Source organism: Methylobacillus pratensis (assembly GCF_054072455.1).
Genome location: NZ_JBSUSR010000001.1, coordinates 146,298 through 162,004 on the forward strand (window position 1 = coordinate 146,298; position 15,707 = coordinate 162,004).

Here is a 15,707-nt window from a genome sequence, read left to right on the forward strand (position 1 = left end):
CTAACTCTTGAATATACCACACATGCCGGACGCACGACATGCCCAGTAAGGCAATGAGGGATTGGAAGGAAGATTTGGCTAGCCGGGAAAAGCCGATGCTGGAAACAAAAAAAGCGAACCATGCGGTTCGCTTTTTTCTTGGCGGAGCGGACGGGGCTCGAACCCGCGACCCCCGGCGTGACAGGCCGGTATTCTAACCAACTGAACTACCGCTCCTTGACTTCGCGTTGCTTTCTCCAAAACCAACGACTTTTACGATGATTGATGGTGGGTGCTGACGGGGTCGAACCGCCGACATTCGCCTTGTAAGGGCGACGCTCTACCAACTGAGCTAAGCACCCGTCTCAACCAACGAAGACCGCTAGTTTACAGCATCTTTGAGCGCTTTGCCAGCCCTAAATTTGGGAGAATTGGCAGCCTTGATCTTGATTGTGGCGCCAGTACGGGGATTACGACCATTGCGTGCAGCACGTTTACCAACATAAAAGGTACCGAAGCCGATCAGGGTAACAAGTTCCCCCTTTTTCAAAGACTTGGTAATTGCAGCAGTTGTAGCATCTAAAGCACGACCAGCAGCAGCTTTGGATAGACCAGCAGATTTAGCGATTTGCTCAATCAGTTCAGACTTGTTTGCCATGTAAATCCCCTTTCGACATTGTTTAAGAACAGGTGCGAAAAGACCCTGTGCCCTGCTTTATATCAAGCGGAAAAAGGCTGTGTCAAGCCTTTCCCGCGCTAAGGGCCTGTTTACAATCTTTTTTCATAGGATACGCTGTCCCGGCAGAGTAGTTGAGGTAAGGCGCGAACCGCTGCAGCCTTCACCGCCCGACGAGGAGTAGCAACGCAGCTGCGGCTGTGTATCCGGGGCAATCCTAAAGAAATAGCTCCAACACAGCCCCGCTGCAGTCCAGCAAGGCAATTTGCATTACCTGCGGACTGCGCGTTGATGGGACACGCGTTGGAGCTATACAGAGGCTCCCAACAACCTCGACCTTAATGTTTGGTCACAGGGGATGGTTTGCTGGTTTTTCCCTTGGGGTTGACGTCTGCCACTGCCACCTCGGCATCCGCCGATTCCGGCATGCGCTCAAGCGCCAGTTGCAGCACCTCGTCGATCCATTTCACCGGGTGAATATCAAGGTGGTTCTTGATGTTGGCGGGAATATCGCTCAAGTCCTTGACGTTCTGCTCCGGGATCAGCACGGTCTTGATGCCGCCGCGGTGTGCAGCCAACAGCTTTTCCTTCAAGCCGCCAATCGGCAACACCTCGCCGCGCAACGTGATTTCCCCCGTCATCGCCACATCGGAGCGCACCGGTATGTTGCTCAATACCGATACGAGCGCTGTCGAAATCGCGATACCGGCGCTCGGGCCGTCTTTGGGCGTGGCGCCTTCCGGCAAGTGGATGTGGATGTCGTTCTTCTCATGAAAATCCTCAGGGAAGCCCAAACGCTTGGCCCGGCTACGCACAACGCTCATCGCCGCCTGGATGGACTCCTGCATCACCTCGCCCAGCTTGCCGGTGGTAATCACCTTGCCCTTGCCTGGAAGCAGGACGGATTCGATCGTCAGCAACTCCCCTCCTACCTCGGTCCAGGCCAGGCCTGTCACCTGTCCGACCTGGTTTTCCTTCGCTGCCACGCCATAGTCGAAGCGTTGCACGCCCAGGTATTTCTCCAGGTTCTTCGGCGTGACGGTCACCTTGCGGGCGGTTGTGCCAGCCTTCGGCTTGGAAGTCAGGATTTCCTTGACCACCTTGCGGCAAATCTTGGATATCTCGCGGTCGAGGCTACGCACCCCGGCTTCGCGGGTGTAGAACCTGACGACATCGCGAATCGTCGCTTCGGAGATGCTGATTTCGCTTTCCTCAAGGCCGTGCGTCTTCAATTGCTTGGGCAATAGGTAGCGCATGGCGATATTGACCTTCTCATCCTCGGTATAACCAGCCACGCGGATGACTTCCATACGGTCAAGCAACGGACCAGGGATGTTCAGGGAGTTCGCCGTCGCGACGAACATGACGTCCGACAGATCGTATTCCACCTCGACGTAATGGTCGACGAAAGTATGGTTCTGTTCCGGGTCCAGCACTTCCAGCAGCGCGGAAGACGGATCGCCGCGGAAATCCTGCCCCATCTTGTCGACTTCGTCGAGCAGGAACAGCGGGTTTTTGACGCCGACCTTGGTCATGCTTTGCAGAATCTTGCCGGGCATAGAGCCGATATAAGTACGGCGGTGGCCGCGGATTTCGGATTCGTCGCGCACGCCGCCCAGCGCCACCCGCACGAACTTGCGGTTCACCGCCTTGGCAATGCTTTGGCCCAAGGAGGTCTTGCCCACGCCGGGAGGCCCGACCAGGCACAAGATAGGCGCCTTCAGCTTGTCCACGCGCTGTTGCACCGCAAGGTACTCGACAATGCGCTCCTTGACCTTTTCCAGGCCGTAGTGGTCTGCGTCCAGGATATCCTCGGCAATGCCGAGGTCGCGGCTGATCTTGGTTTTCTTCTTCCACGGCAGGCCGACCAGGGTTTCGATGTAGTTGCGCACTACAGTCGCTTCAGCCGACATGGGCGACATCATCTTGAGCTTCTTGAGCTCGGAATTGGCCTTGGTCAGCGCATCCTTGGGCATACGCGCATCGGCGATTCGCTTTTCCAGCTCTTCGATGTCGGCATTCTCGTCCTGTTCGCCCAGTTCCTTCTGGATGGCCTTCACCTGTTCATTCAGATAGTACTCGCGCTGGCTCTTTTCCATCTGGCGCTTCACGCGGCCGCGGATGCGCTTTTCCACCTGCAGGATGTCGATTTCGGACTCGAGCAGGCTCAGCAAATGTTCGAGGCGCTCGGAAACGCTAAACATTTCCAGTATCTTCTGCTTTTCCTCGAGCTTCAGCGTCAGGTGGGCGGTAATGGTATCGGCCAGGCGACCTGCGTCGTCGATGGTGGCAAGCGAAGTCAGGATCTCAGGCGGAATCTTCTTGTTCAGCTTGACGTACTGGTCAAACTGCGTGAACACGGTGCGCATCAGGGCCTGGGTCTGGCTGTCGTCGCCTGCCGGACTCTCGATCTTCTCCGTACGTGCGGCAAAGCATTCCTGGGTTTCGACGAACTCCAGTACCTTCACCCTGTGCAGGCCTTCTACCAACACCTTCACAGTGCCGTCAGGCAGCTTGAGCATTTGCAGCACGGTCGCGACCGTGCCGACCTCGTACAGATCCTCGGCATCGGGCTCGTCCTTGTTGGGGGACTTCTGCGCCACCAACAGGATTTGCTTGTCCTGCTCGGAGGCAAGCTCCAGCGCCTTCACCGATTTCTCGCGGCCAACAAACAATGGAATGACAAGATGCGGGTATACCACCACATCGCGCAGCGGCAGTAATGGTAGCAAGCCAGATTCTGGGGAGAAAACCGGTAATGTTTGTTCTGTCATGAGGAAACTTTCAATGTTGTCAGCAGCAAGGCAACATGCCGACCGCTTTATACATCAATGGGGACAAGCACCGTCACTTCAAGTGCCCGTGCTTGGATTTTCACATAAAAAAGGCTGCAGAGCAGCCTTTTGATCCGAGTTTAACTTGCAGTCTCGAGCCTGGGCTCGTCTGCATAAATCAGGATAGGCGGCGAATCACCCTTGATCACGCCTTCGTCCACGACCACCTTGCGCAGGTTGGGGATGGAGGGCAGATCGTACATGATTTCCAGCAAGGAATGCTCCATGATAGAACGTAGACCACGAGCACCCGTCTTGCGTTCCAGCGCTTTTTTAGCAATCAGGTGGAGCGCGGCTTCACGGAACTCGAGATCGACGCCTTCCATCTTGAAGAGCTTGGTGTATTGCTTGGTCAACGCGTTTTTGGGTTCGACCAGGATCGTGACCAAGGCGGCCTCGTCCAGGGACTCCAGCGTGGCGACGGCAGGCAGACGGCCAACGAATTCAGGGATCAGGCCAAATTTGATCAGGTCCTCGGGCTCGACATCCCTCAATACCTCGCCGATCGCGCGCGCGTCTTCCTTGCTCTTCACCTCGGCACCGAAGCCGATGCCGCCCTTCTCGGAACGGCGGCGGATGACCTTGTCTAGGCCGTCGAACGCCCCGCCGCAGATAAACAGGATGTTGGTGGTGTCGAGCTGGACGAACTCCTGGTTGGGATGCTTGCGACCGCCTTGTGGCGGTACCGAGGCCACCGTGCCCTCGATCAGTTTGAGCAAGGCTTGCTGCACGCCCTCGCCCGATACGTCGCGGGTAATGGACGGATTGTCGGACTTGCGCGAGATCTTGTCGATTTCATCGATATATACGATGCCGCGCTGTGCCTTCTCGACGTCGTAGTCGCACTTCTGCAGCAGCTTCTGCATGATGTTCTCAACATCCTCGCCGACATAGCCGGCCTCTGTAAGCGTGGTGGCATCGGCCATGACGAAAGGCACGTCCAGCAGGCGCGCCAAGGTTTGCGCCAGCAAGGTCTTGCCTGAGCCCGTGGGGCCAATCACCAGGATATTGCTCTTGGCGATCTCGACGTCATCCTTCTGGCCGCCCTGCTCCAGGCGCTTGTAGTGGTTGTAGACGGCAACCGCCAGGTTCTTCTTGGCCTGCGTCTGCCCAATCACGTACTGGTCGAGAATGGCGCAAATTTCCTTAGGAGTCGGCAATTTGCCGCTCTTGGGCTTGAGGCCGTCTTCGTCCTGGATTTCTTCGCGAATGATATCGTTGCACAAGTCAACGCACTCATCGCAGATAAACACGGACGGGCCGGCGATCAGCTTGCGCACTTCATGCTGGCTTTTGCCGCAAAACGAGCAATAGAGTAGCTTTTCGCCCTCGGCTTTTGTCGTCATCAAACTATCCTAAAAATAAACTAAAGTCTGCCTACTATGTTATGCAGCATCTGCTCGGCTGGCAATCAACTTATCCACCAAGCCGTAAGCCACCGATTGCTCGGCGCTCATGAAATTGTCGCGGTCGGTATCCTGGGCGATTTTCTCGACAGGCTGGCCGGTGTGGCTGGCCAGGATGTAGTTGAGCTTCTCGCGCAGGAACAGGATTTCCTTGGCATGGATCTCGATATCGGAGGCCTGGCCTTGGAAACCGCCCAGCGGCTGGTGGATCATGACGCGCGAATTGGGCAGGCAGAAGCGCTTGCCCTGCGCGCCTGCCGCAAGCAGCAAGGCGCCCATGCTGGCAGCCTGGCCTACGCACAAGGTGCTGACGTCAGGCTTGATGAACTGCATGGTATCGTAAATGCCCATACCTGCAGTGACCGAGCCGCCTGGGGAATTGATATAGAAGTAGATGTCCTTGTCAGGATTTTCCGCTTCCAGGAACAACAGCTGGGCGACCACCAGATTGGCGGTGGCGTCATTGACCGGGCCAACCAGGAAAATGATGCGCTCCTTGAGCAGGCGGGAATAAATGTCATAGGAGCGCTCGCCGCGGCCGCTCTGCTCGATGACCATGGGGATATACCCCAGGCCTTGTGCCTCAAACTGGCTCTGCGCAGTTGCAGGATAATGGATCATTAGCTATTTCCCATCAGGTCGTCGAACTTGACTTTCTTGTCTGTGACTTTGGCGGACTTCAATACCCACTCCACCACGTTGTCTTCGGTAGCCAGCGCTGCGGGCTCGTCCAGGCGCTTGGTGTCGGCGTAGTACCAGGTCACCACGTCGTCAGGACGCTCGAAGCTTTGCGCGAAGACATTCACCATATTGCGAACCTGCTCGGCATTCGCCTGCAGGTTCTCGCTGTTGACCAGCTCGGAAAGAATGAGGCGCAGGCTTGCGTTGCGCTTTGCCTGCTCTTCGAACAATGCAGGCTCAAGGTTGACGTTGGCGAGGTCGACGCCGCGCTGCTTGAGGTTGTTTTGCGTGCTCTGGATCAGACGGCCGATTTCCGCATTGACGAATGCCTTGGGCACTTCCAGCGCAGTGCTCTCCAGCAGGGCCTGGAATGCCTGTTCCTTGAGCTTGGTGCGCACGCGCTTTTCTACTTCCTGCTTCAGGCTGGCAGTGATTTCCTCGCGCATCTTTTCCACGTCGCCATCTTCCACGCCCAGGCTGCGGGCGAAGTCGGCATCGAATTCGGGCAATTTCGCCTGCTCAACCGAGTTGAAGGTGACATCGTAACTGACAGTTTTTCCTGCAAGTTGTTCCGGCCTGTGGTCTTCAGGATAAGTAATCTCGAACACCTTGTTGCTGCCTGCCTTGTTGCCGGACAGCTCGCTCTCGAATGCTGGGAAGCGACCGCCTTCGCCGATGACCAGGTCGAGGCCGTTCTCATCGGTACGCTCTACTTCCTGGCCGTCAATAGAGGCGATCAGGCTGATGTTGATCTTGTCGCCTTTTTTGGAGGCGCGTTTGACTGGCTCGAATGTGGCGCGCTGGCGCAGCAATACGTCTATGGTTTTCTTGACTTCGGCTTCGCCGACTTCGAGCGCTGGACGCTCGATCTTCACCTTGGAGAGGTCGCCTATCTTCACTTCGGGGAAAATTTCAAAAGTCGCGATGTACTCGATCTGTTGATCGGCCTCGGCATAAGGCTTGTGCTCGATATTGGGATATCCAGCCACGCGCAGCTTGTTTTGCTCGACAGCATCATTGAAGCTACGCTCCACCGCATCGGAGAGCACTTCGTTACGCACTTGCGCACCGTATTGTTGACGCACGATATTCAATGGCACCTTGCCTGGGCGGAAGCCGGGCAACTTGGCAGTACGGGCCAGGCGGTTGATACGCTCGGTTACTTCTGATTCCAGCGGCTGTACTGGTACGGAAACCGTCATCCTGCGCTCAAGATTGCTGATGGTCTCAACGGTTGCTTGCATTGCTGTGTTCCTTAAATCGAGTTATTTGACCTAGCGCACCATGCCGGCAATGCAGCATTCGCGCGAGTCAACTTATTGAAAATTAAAAAATCGCAAAACCCTAACTCCAGTTTCACGCCAGCATTCGCTGCAATCTTACCCATTGCTGGGTAAGAATTGGACATGAATATTAACTAGAGATTCTAGCATAGGTGACTATAAAACATAACGCCGGGGAAAAAGCAGGCAAATCGGGGATAAGCCAGGGCAAGCGTGGCCTATCCGGGGATGGGGTGGAGCTTGAGAGTGTAGGAATAAAACAAAAGGCCGATCTCATATCGGCCCTTTGGTAGGTGTCTGGATTGTCAGGCCTTTTGAATATTGGAGGCCTGCTTACCTTTCGCTGTCTGAGTCACTTCGAATTGTACCCTGTCGTTTTCCTTCAGGCTCTTGTAGCCATTTGCCTGAATTTCGGAAAAATGCGCAAACAAATCATCGCCGCCCTCGTCCGGGGAAATAAACCCGAAACCCTTTGCATCATTGAACCATTTAACCGTACCAAGTGCCATATCATTCTCCCAAATAGAAACTAACTGACTGCAATTGCATGCTAAAACAACAATGCAGGCGGGCGGATAAGCAATAGCTGATTATGATGTAGGCTTTTTCCTACAGTTCGAAACGCCAAGGGCCGCATAAGCGGCCCTTGAAAATTGCGGCAAGCAATCCTTGGGGTTATCTACGCTTGGACTGTATCTCTTCGATCAGGCGCGCTGCCCTGTCCTTCCCCCCCAGGCCGAACGCAATGGCAAGCGCCAGAAAGATGGCGCCGAATACGATCACGAATAATGCAGTCAGCAACTGCGTGCCGATATCCAGCTGCTCCAAGGCAACGAACAGCGCGAAAATCTGAATGCCGTACTCGACAGTGGTGCTGATTTTGAGCGCGCCGTCATATTTCATGCCATGCAGCCATGCGAATACCAGGCGGTTGACGAAGCGTGCCAGCAAGGTGCCGAAAATCAACACCAGGATGGCGACAATGATCTTGGGCAGGTAATTTGCCAAGTTGTTCAGCATATGGGCGACTTCGGTGAGCCCTAGCGTATTGGCGCCGGTGATGACGAACAGCAGGATTACAAGCCAATAGATCACCTGGCTGATGACGCCGCTCAAGGTGAGGTCGAAATCCCCGTGCTTGAGAAAAGCCTCGAGGCCGGAGCGGTCGGCAAACTTGTCGAACTGTGCCAGTTCGAGAATGCGCTTGACGCCCAGACATGCCACCTTGGCGCATACCCAGCCGAACGCCAGGATGACGATCACGGCCAGCAGCTTGGGAAAGAAATAGGCTACCTGACTCCAGAATTCATTGAGTGATGTGAGAAAAATGTCAATCTGCTGTTGCATAAGCACACTCCTTTTTATTTATTGATGACCCCAGAACCTGTTCAAGGCCTTTTTATAAGATACGTTGACCTGTCAAGGCAGTCGAAGCAAGGCGCAAACCACAGACGTGCTCATTGCACGGCGAGGATTTGCAACGCAGCAGCGGCTGCCTTGATAGGCCAACCCGAAGGGCATGGCTCCAAGATGCGCCCGTTCCGCGTTGCAGTCCTTGGCAAGGCAATGAGCATTACCTGCGGACTGCGTCTTGATCAGACGCATCTTGAAGCCATGCGTACTTATAAAAAGGCCTTGAACAGGTTCTCTATGAGCAAGGCCTTTTGAACCAGAGCGGTAATGCCCGGCCGTCCAGGATAGGTCGGGTATTTTCTCGTAAATGCGGATTGGCCGCAAACAAATAACCCTTTTATATTAACATTTAAGATTAGATTAATTACTTAGTTAATTGATTATTAATCAATTTAAATTTATTTCTCAGTCTATAAATTATCCGGATTGATAACAGGCCCAGCAAAATCAACGCATACATCACAGGCTGTGAAATATCCTGCTTGACCAGCCAAAGGTAATGCAATACCGCCAGGATAGCGACCGGATAACTGAGGGTATGCAATGTCTTCCAGCGCTTTCCGAGCTTGCGCATCATGGCGTCGCTGGATGTCGCGGCAAGCGGAACGCTCAATATCAAGGCGAGGAAACCGACCAGCACATAGGGATGCTTGAGGATATCCTGGGCTATCTCCGGCCAATCGAACCAATGGTCCAGCCACAGATAAGCCATGAAATGCAGGCAGGCGTAGAAGAACATGAATAGGCCGAGCATGCGACGCACCGGGAGCAGCCAGCCCCAGCCCAGCAATAGCCGCAACGGGGTGATCGCCAGGCTGAGCAGCAAACTGACCAGGGCCCATGTTCCCGTGGAGTGCTCGATGAACTCAACCGGGTTTGCACCCAACTGGTCCGTGAAGCCCAGCCATAACAACCTCGCCAGCGGCAGCAATCCCAGGATGAATATGCTGCGCTTAATCCAGGCGACTGCAATTTTGCCAGGAGCCATACTTAAACGGACACCATACCTAGTGAACTGTCTCGCCAATAACGTGCATCGTCTCCTTGCAGGCGTTGTAATCCGAGCGATAGCAACCGCTATCGCTGTGATATGTGCCTTGCCAGGAGAACGAATGCATCGCTTTTATTTCATGCAAGTATTGACGGGACAGCACACTAGAAGTGTTTGCGCAGGTCCATACCGCCGTACAGGTGGGCAACCTGGTCGGCGTAGCCGTTGAACATCTGCGTTGGCATCCGTTTCGTGAACAGGCTGCTGCCGATACGGCGCTCACTAGCCTGCGACCATCGAGGGTGGTCTACAGTAGGGTTCACGTTGGCGTAGAAGCCGTACTCTCTTGGCGCCGCGCGCATCCAGGTGGTTTGCGGCATTCTCTCCACGAAGCGGATGCGCACGATGGACTTGCCTCCCTTGAAACCGTATTTCCACGGCACGACGAGGCGCACTGGCGCGCCGTTTTGCGCGGGAAGCATCTCTCCGTACAACCCGACCGCGAGAATGGCAAGCTCATGCATGGCTTCGTCCAGGCGCAAGGCTTCGAGATAAGGCCAATCCAGGATAGGCGCTCGCACGCCGGGCATGACGGCCTCATCGGCTGCGGAAATAAACTCGATAAATTTCGCATTGCCGGTAGGCTGCGCCAGGCTGACCAGGCGCGCCAGCGGTATGCCCACCCAGGGGATCACCATCGACCAGCCTTCCACGCAGCGCATGCGGTAGATACGCTCCTCAAGGGGAGCAAGCTTCATGAGCTCCTCCATCCCCAGCTTGCGCGGCTTGAGGACCTCCCCTTCGATGGAAATGGTCCAGGGCGAAGTCTTGAGCTTGCCGGCATTTTCCGCCGGTTGCTCCTTGCTGGTGCCGAATTCGTAAAAATTGTTGTACGTAGTGATGTCGCGGTAGGAAGTCGGCTTTTCTCCCTGGCCGTAGGCGGTCTTCTTGTAGCCCTTGATGGCGGGTTGATGTGTTTCCTCGGTCTGGGCTGCAAGGCTTAGGCTGCTCCAGCCGCCCAATGCCATCATGGTGCCCAGGCCCGCGGCCTTGATGAGTTCGCGCCTCTGCCTGAACAAGTGGGCTGGGGTGATGTCGGAAGCGACGATATCGGACGACTTGCCTATCAGCATGGGCTACCTTTCGCGCGGATGCGCCATTGCGCCTGGAACAGGCAAGCTGGCATTAACGCTGTGATAGGTTTTGCAACTGCAAGTTCACTTCCGCCGTCAACTTTTCTGCGCCTATCGCCTCGCCGATTTCCAGCCCCTGGCTCAATGCTTCCCTCGCCTTGCCGGATTGCCCGGCAGCGATGAAATTCAGTCCCAGGTAATAGTAGCCCTTGGCCGCCCAGTAACCGTCGCCGGCTTCTTTTGCCTTGGCGATGATCCTGTTGAGGTTTTTCTCGGCATTATTGAAATCCTTGGCATTGATGTAAATCGAGCCGAGCTCCAGCCCGGCATTCGCATAGGCGTCGAAACTACCGTCGCTCGCCTGCATGACCAGGGCCTTGACCTGGTATGCGATGGCATCGTCATAAAGCCCCTGCCTGGATTTGAGCTGGGCAAGATGCTCGTTGGCATCGGCGCGCTCGTTGTTGTTGCCTGCAAGCTGGAGGGCGGATTCATAATGCTGCTGCGCCTGGGGCAACAATGCCTGCTGCACCTGTGCCTCGCCTGCCAGCAAGTGCGAAATGACCTGGAATTTCTGGTTTTTCTCCTGCTTGGCGAGCGCCAGCGCCGCTTCATAACTGGATTGGGCTTGCGCATATTGCTGCAATGTATTGTAGGCGTTGCCCTTGAACAAATGGGTCACCAGGCGCTCATGCGCCGTGACTGCCTGCGCCTCGGCGGCCGTAAAGCTCTTGACGGCATTTTCGCCGCGCCCCAGGGCCAGTTCCGCCCTGCCCTTGCACAGCAACAGTTCGCGCTGCCCTTGTTGTTTTGCCAGGCCCTGCTCCGCCTGTGCCAAGGCTGCGTCGGCATCGTCTTCATCCAGCGCTCGGAGACAGTTCTCGGCCGGGTTGGCGCCGGCATGCGCAAGGTTGCCTGTCAGCATGCAGATGAGAAGGATTCTAAAAAACGGCATGGTTACTCCAGGTATTGGTTCCAATCGTGCGCTGTCGCGCCACGGGCAAAAAATTCCGGGTTGAGGATAGTGTCCTTGCGGTTGTATTGCAGGGCAAGGCCATGCCGGTCGACCAATTGGCCGCCTGCGCATTCGAGCACGCATTGCCCGGCCGCGGTGTCCCATTCCGATGTTAGGCCCAGGCGCGGGTAGACATCGGCCTTTCCTTCGGCCACCAGGCATATCTTGAGCGAGCTGCCCATATGCACAATATGCGGCTCGCTATGCCGGATGCCGATATTTCGCAACATGGCCTGGATTTTCTTGCCAGGATGGGAGCGGCTGGCGGCGACGGTAATACGGCCAGGGTCAAGCGCGCGAGCATGGATGCGCTGCGCCGCCTGGCCGTCCAGCTGCTTGTAGGCCGCCTGGCCGTCGGCATAATAGCTGAGACCAAGGGCCGGCGCATGGACGACGCCGAGCACGGGCCGGCCATCATCGATCAAGGCGATGTTGACGCTGAATTCGTCATTGCGCTTGACGAATTCACGGGTCCCGTCGAGCGGATCGACCAGCCAGTATCGCTGCCATTGCTGGCGCTCTGCAAACGGCGCAAGCTCATACTCCTCGGAGATCAAGGGCATGTCCGGCGCCAAGCGCTGCAGGCCGTCCTTGATGACGCGATGGGCGGCCAGATCCGCCTCGGTCAAAGGCGAATGGTCCTCCTTGTGCTGCACTGCGAAATCGCCACGATAGACCTGCATGACGGCCTCGCCGGCCTCGTGCGCCAGCCTGATCAGCGCAGGTAGCAGGCTATTGCTCATTCAGCGAGCAGGTCCAACAGCCCCGCCTCGTCCAGTATCGCCAGCCCCAGCTCCTGCGCCTTGGCCAGCTTGCTGCCGGCCTCGCTGCCTGCTACGACATAGCTGGTCTTCTTGGACACGCTGCCGCTGACCTTGCCGCCAGCCGCCTCTATGCGCTCCTTGGCTTCTTCCCGCGACAGGGTCGGCAACGTACCGGTCAATACGAAGGTCTTGCCTTCGAGCGTACCGGAACTGGCTGGCTGCCCTTCGCTTTCTTCCCAGTGGATGCCGGCGTCGGTGAGTTTCCTGATCACTTCCCGGTTGTGCTCCTCGGCAAAGAACTCGGCGATCGAGCGCGCCACCACCGGCCCGACGTCCGGCACTTGCTGCAACGCTTCGGCATCCGCGGCCTGCAGTGCGTCCAGCTTGCCGAAATAACGCGCCAGGTCCTTGGCCGTGGCCTCCCCCACATTGCGGATGCCCAGCGCGTAGATAAACCTGTTCAATGTCGCACGCTTGCTTTTCTGCAGGGCGTCCAGCAGATTGCGGGCCGATTTCTCGGCCATGCGGTCCAGGTTGGACAATATCTCCAGATTAATTTTCTCCGGGTCATACAAGTCGGCCAGGGTTTCGACCTTGTTCTGGTCGATCAACTGGTCGACCAGCTTTTCCCCCAGGCCCTCGATATCCATGGCGCGGCGGGAGGCGAAATGCAGAATGGCCTGCTTGCGTTGCGCCGGGCAGAACAGGCCGCCCGTACAGCGCACGGCAGCCTCGTCCGGCAACCTGGCGGCATGGGAGCCGCATATCGGGCACAAGTGGCCTATCGCATCGAGCAGGACGTAGGGCTGGGAGCCTTCGGGACGCCTCTCCTTGATGACGGACACCACTTCAGGGATGACATCGCCGGCGCGGCGCACCACCACGGTATCGCCGATGCGCACGTCCTTGCGGTCGATTTCGTCCTGGTTGTGCAATGTGGCATTGGTGACGGTCACCCCGCCCACGAATACCGGCTTCAGACGCGCCACGGGAGTGATGGCGCCGGTGCGCCCCACCTGCACGTCGATATGCTCGAGCACGGTCATTTCTTCCTGCGCCGGGAATTTGTGAGCCACCGCCCAGTTCGGCTCGCGGGAGCGGAAACCAAGCTCGCGCTGCAGGTCCAGCCGGTTCACCTTGTAGACCACGCCATCGATGTCGTATGACAACTGGTCGCGCTTGGCGGCTATGGACTGGTGAAAAGCCGCCAATGCCTCCGCGCCCATGCCTACGGTGCGCTCGCTGCATACAGGAAAGCCGAGCGCCTTGAGCGCGTCCAGCACCTGGGCGTGGGTGGGCGGCACTTTCCAGCCCTTGGTCTCCCCAAGGCCGTAAGCGAATAACGACAAAGGCCGCTGTGCGGCAAGGCGCGGATCGAGCTGGCGGATGCTGCCTGCCGCGCCGTTGCGCGGATTGACCAAGGTAGGCTTGCCGTGCTCGCGCTGGCGCGCGTTGTAGCGTTCGAAATCCGGGCGGCTCATGTACACCTCGCCACGGACTTCAAGCACCTCCGGCACTTCGCCGTGCAATTGCAGCGGGATCTGGCGGATGGTGCGGATATTGTGCGTCACGTCTTCGCCGACCTCGCCGTCGCCGCGCGTGGCGGCTTGCACCAGCAGCCCATGTTCGTAGCGCAAGCTCAAGGCCAGGCCATCGAATTTCAGTTCCGCAGCATATTCAATCGGCGCATCGTCGGGCAACAGCCCCAGCTTCTTGCGCACGCGTGTGTCGAAGTTGCAGGCTCCCTGTGGAGTAATGTCGGTTTCGGTCTCGATCGACAGCATGGGAATACGGTGCCGCACCGGCACGAGCTCCGTCATGGCGGCGCCACCGACGCGCTGTGTGGGCGAGTCCGGCGTGACCAGCTCAGGGTGCGCCTCTTCCAATGCCTTGAGCTCGCGGAACACGCGGTCGTATTCGCTATCCGGCACGCTGGGCGCGTCCAGCACGTAATATTCGTGATCGTAGCGCCGTATCGTGGCGCGCAAGGCTTCCGCCTTGTCAGTCAAGCCGGAAGGCGTCGCTGGTGTGGGCTCAGGAAACAGGCCCGCTTGCACGTCCGCCATCTCAGGAGAACAGGCGCAAGGCGTAAGCCTGGCCGGGCACAATGCCGTGCGCGATCATCTTGTCGTGGATCAGCTTGATCTGCTGGCGAATCTTGTCGATCTGCGCATCGCTCAATTCGCGCTGCTTGTCATCCACCAGGTGGGCGCCCAGGCCATGCTCCATCTGCCTGGCCAGCAGCACCATATGGTGATAGGCATCGGTGTAGTTCTGCACCCTCGGGATATCGAGCTGGAAAGTGAGCCCGCGGATTACCGATGTGCGCAGCATCTCGGCGCTGAATGGCAATTTATCGTGGTTGACCACCGAGAACAATGCATGCGGATTACCGCTGCCATCCTCGACGATGTAGTGATACGCGCCGTCCTCGCCCAACGTCAGGCCGCCCGCTTCCGCCAACCCGCGGAACTTGGTGCCGGTGAACGGGCCGCTGGTGCCCTGCGTGAGGTGGAAACCGACCATCTGGTCGACTTCGATGCAGAACTGGTCAAGCTCGGCAGCTTGCTGCAATGGGTTGTCCGTGTTCAGCCATTCAATCGACGCACCCAGGGAGCGGGCCAGCTCCTCGACTGCCAGGTGGAAGCGCGACAAGGTGCCGGTCGAGACCGCGCCAGCGCGGTCGGCTAGCTGCAAAGTACAGATGGCGGCGCTGAAATGCGCCGATTCCTGCTCTCTCGTCAACAGATGCCAGCGCTGATCTCCACCCAATCCGTAGGCATACACCGGCTTGTCGATATCCGTGATCGAAAGCAGGAACTCACGCAGCGCCTGGCCGCTGGCTGGCGCTGCCAGCGAAAGCACACCGACAAAATCGATCTCGGGATTCACCTCGGGAGGAATCGTCAGGACGGGCCGGGCAGCCGCTTCCGGAGCATATTCAGGCTCTGGCGCCTGCTCGGGAACAGCCGCTTGCAGTGCCTCGAGCTTCTCTAAGTTTTCCTCTTCGATGGCATCTTCCCATGGCGGCAGCTCTGCCTCTTCCGGGATATTGGCAACTATCGTTTCCTCTAGAGCATCTTGCTTTATAGCATCTTCCTTGGCTTCATACGTTGCCGCAAAGGATGCGCCCTCCCCGGCTGGCTCGTATTCAGACTCGTACTGGGGTTCATCATCCAGGCTATTCGCCGGTTGGGCGGATGTATCGGTGCGCTCAACATATTCAGCGTCGGAAGCGTCCTCGTCATCCTGTACGGCATGAGGGTCAATATGGAATTCCTCATTGCGGATGGTGCGCGCCTCTTCCATCAAGGCATCGTACTTGGGCTCGTCGAAACGCTTGAAGGCCTCCTGCTTGAACTTGCGCTCCTGCCACCAGTTGAAGGCCAGCACAGCGCCGATGATAAGGGCGCCCAGTCCCAATAAGGCCCAATGTAGATCAGTCATTATTTTAATACTCCATGCTTCTTGATCTGATAAATGATCCTGGTTTATTCAAGGGTGTTGCCTATGCGCCATGAATGCCAATGGC

13 protein-coding genes and 2 tRNA genes are annotated in these 15,707 nt (G+C 57.1%); all 15 read right to left on the reverse strand.

The features are described 5' to 3' along the window. Nucleotides 1–139 precede the first annotated feature (139 nt). Nucleotides 140–216 (reverse strand) — tRNA-Asp (locus tag ACW4YW_RS00725). Nucleotides 217–265: 49 nt separating this feature from the next. Further along, nucleotides 266–341 (reverse strand) — tRNA-Val (locus tag ACW4YW_RS00730). Between the two features lie 20 nt (nucleotides 342–361). Next, nucleotides 362–637, reverse strand: coding sequence for an HU family DNA-binding protein (locus tag ACW4YW_RS00735; RefSeq protein WP_011479634.1), 276 nt, complete (start codon nucleotides 635–637; stop codon nucleotides 362–364). A 356-nt stretch (nucleotides 638–993) separates the two neighbouring features. Next, a complete protein-coding gene (gene lon, locus ACW4YW_RS00740; RefSeq protein WP_407996596.1) occupies nucleotides 994–3,429 on the reverse strand; it encodes an endopeptidase La in 2,436 nt (811 codons plus the stop codon). A gap of 140 nt (nucleotides 3,430–3,569) precedes the next feature. Then, a complete protein-coding gene (gene clpX, locus ACW4YW_RS00745; RefSeq protein WP_457135799.1) occupies nucleotides 3,570–4,835 on the reverse strand; it encodes an ATP-dependent Clp protease ATP-binding subunit ClpX in 1,266 nt (421 codons plus the stop codon). A gap of 39 nt (nucleotides 4,836–4,874) precedes the next feature. Beyond that, nucleotides 4,875–5,516, reverse strand: a complete 642-nt coding sequence (gene clpP, locus ACW4YW_RS00750; protein ID WP_309565241.1) for an ATP-dependent Clp endopeptidase proteolytic subunit ClpP — start codon at nucleotides 5,514–5,516, stop codon at nucleotides 4,875–4,877. Beyond that, nucleotides 5,516–6,820: a trigger factor gene (gene tig / locus ACW4YW_RS00755; RefSeq protein WP_457135800.1), complete on the reverse strand. Its 1,305-nt coding sequence runs from the start codon at nucleotides 6,818–6,820 to the stop codon at nucleotides 5,516–5,518. The genes clpP and tig overlap by 1 nt, the downstream gene beginning before the upstream one ends. A gap of 344 nt (nucleotides 6,821–7,164) precedes the next feature. Continuing rightward, nucleotides 7,165–7,368, reverse strand: a complete 204-nt coding sequence (locus ACW4YW_RS00760) for a cold-shock protein (RefSeq protein ID WP_309565239.1) — start codon at nucleotides 7,366–7,368, stop codon at nucleotides 7,165–7,167. Between the two features lie 166 nt (nucleotides 7,369–7,534). Beyond that, the gene (locus ACW4YW_RS00765; RefSeq protein ID WP_457135801.1) at nucleotides 7,535–8,206 is read right to left on the reverse strand and encodes a mechanosensitive ion channel family protein; all 672 of its coding nucleotides are present in this window, start codon (nucleotides 8,204–8,206) and stop codon (nucleotides 7,535–7,537) included. A 430-nt stretch (nucleotides 8,207–8,636) separates the two neighbouring features. Then, entirely contained in the window at nucleotides 8,637–9,260 is a 624-nt protein-coding gene (locus ACW4YW_RS00770; protein WP_457135802.1) for a sulfite oxidase heme-binding subunit YedZ, read from the reverse strand. A 167-nt stretch (nucleotides 9,261–9,427) separates the two neighbouring features. Beyond that, nucleotides 9,428–10,396, reverse strand: a complete 969-nt coding sequence (gene msrP, locus ACW4YW_RS00775; protein WP_457135803.1) for a protein-methionine-sulfoxide reductase catalytic subunit MsrP — start codon at nucleotides 10,394–10,396, stop codon at nucleotides 9,428–9,430. A gap of 52 nt (nucleotides 10,397–10,448) precedes the next feature. Further along, nucleotides 10,449–11,351 (reverse strand): hypothetical protein, encoded by a 903-nt coding sequence (locus tag ACW4YW_RS00780; protein ID WP_457135804.1) that lies wholly within the window; start codon nucleotides 11,349–11,351, stop codon nucleotides 10,449–10,451. Nucleotides 11,352–11,353: 2 nt separating this feature from the next. Beyond that, nucleotides 11,354–12,154, reverse strand: a complete 801-nt coding sequence (gene cysQ, locus ACW4YW_RS00785) for a 3'(2'),5'-bisphosphate nucleotidase CysQ (protein ID WP_457135805.1) — start codon at nucleotides 12,152–12,154, stop codon at nucleotides 11,354–11,356. Then, complete coding sequence (ligA, locus tag ACW4YW_RS00790; protein ID WP_457135806.1) at nucleotides 12,151–14,241, reverse strand: NAD-dependent DNA ligase LigA; 2,091 nt, start codon at nucleotides 14,239–14,241, stop codon at nucleotides 12,151–12,153. Before ligA ends, cysQ begins: the two co-directional genes overlap by 4 nt. A gap of 1 nt (nucleotide 14,242) precedes the next feature. Then, nucleotides 14,243–15,622, reverse strand: a complete 1,380-nt coding sequence (locus tag ACW4YW_RS00795) for a cell division protein ZipA C-terminal FtsZ-binding domain-containing protein (RefSeq protein WP_457135807.1) — start codon at nucleotides 15,620–15,622, stop codon at nucleotides 14,243–14,245. Nucleotides 15,623–15,707 lie beyond the last annotated feature (85 nt).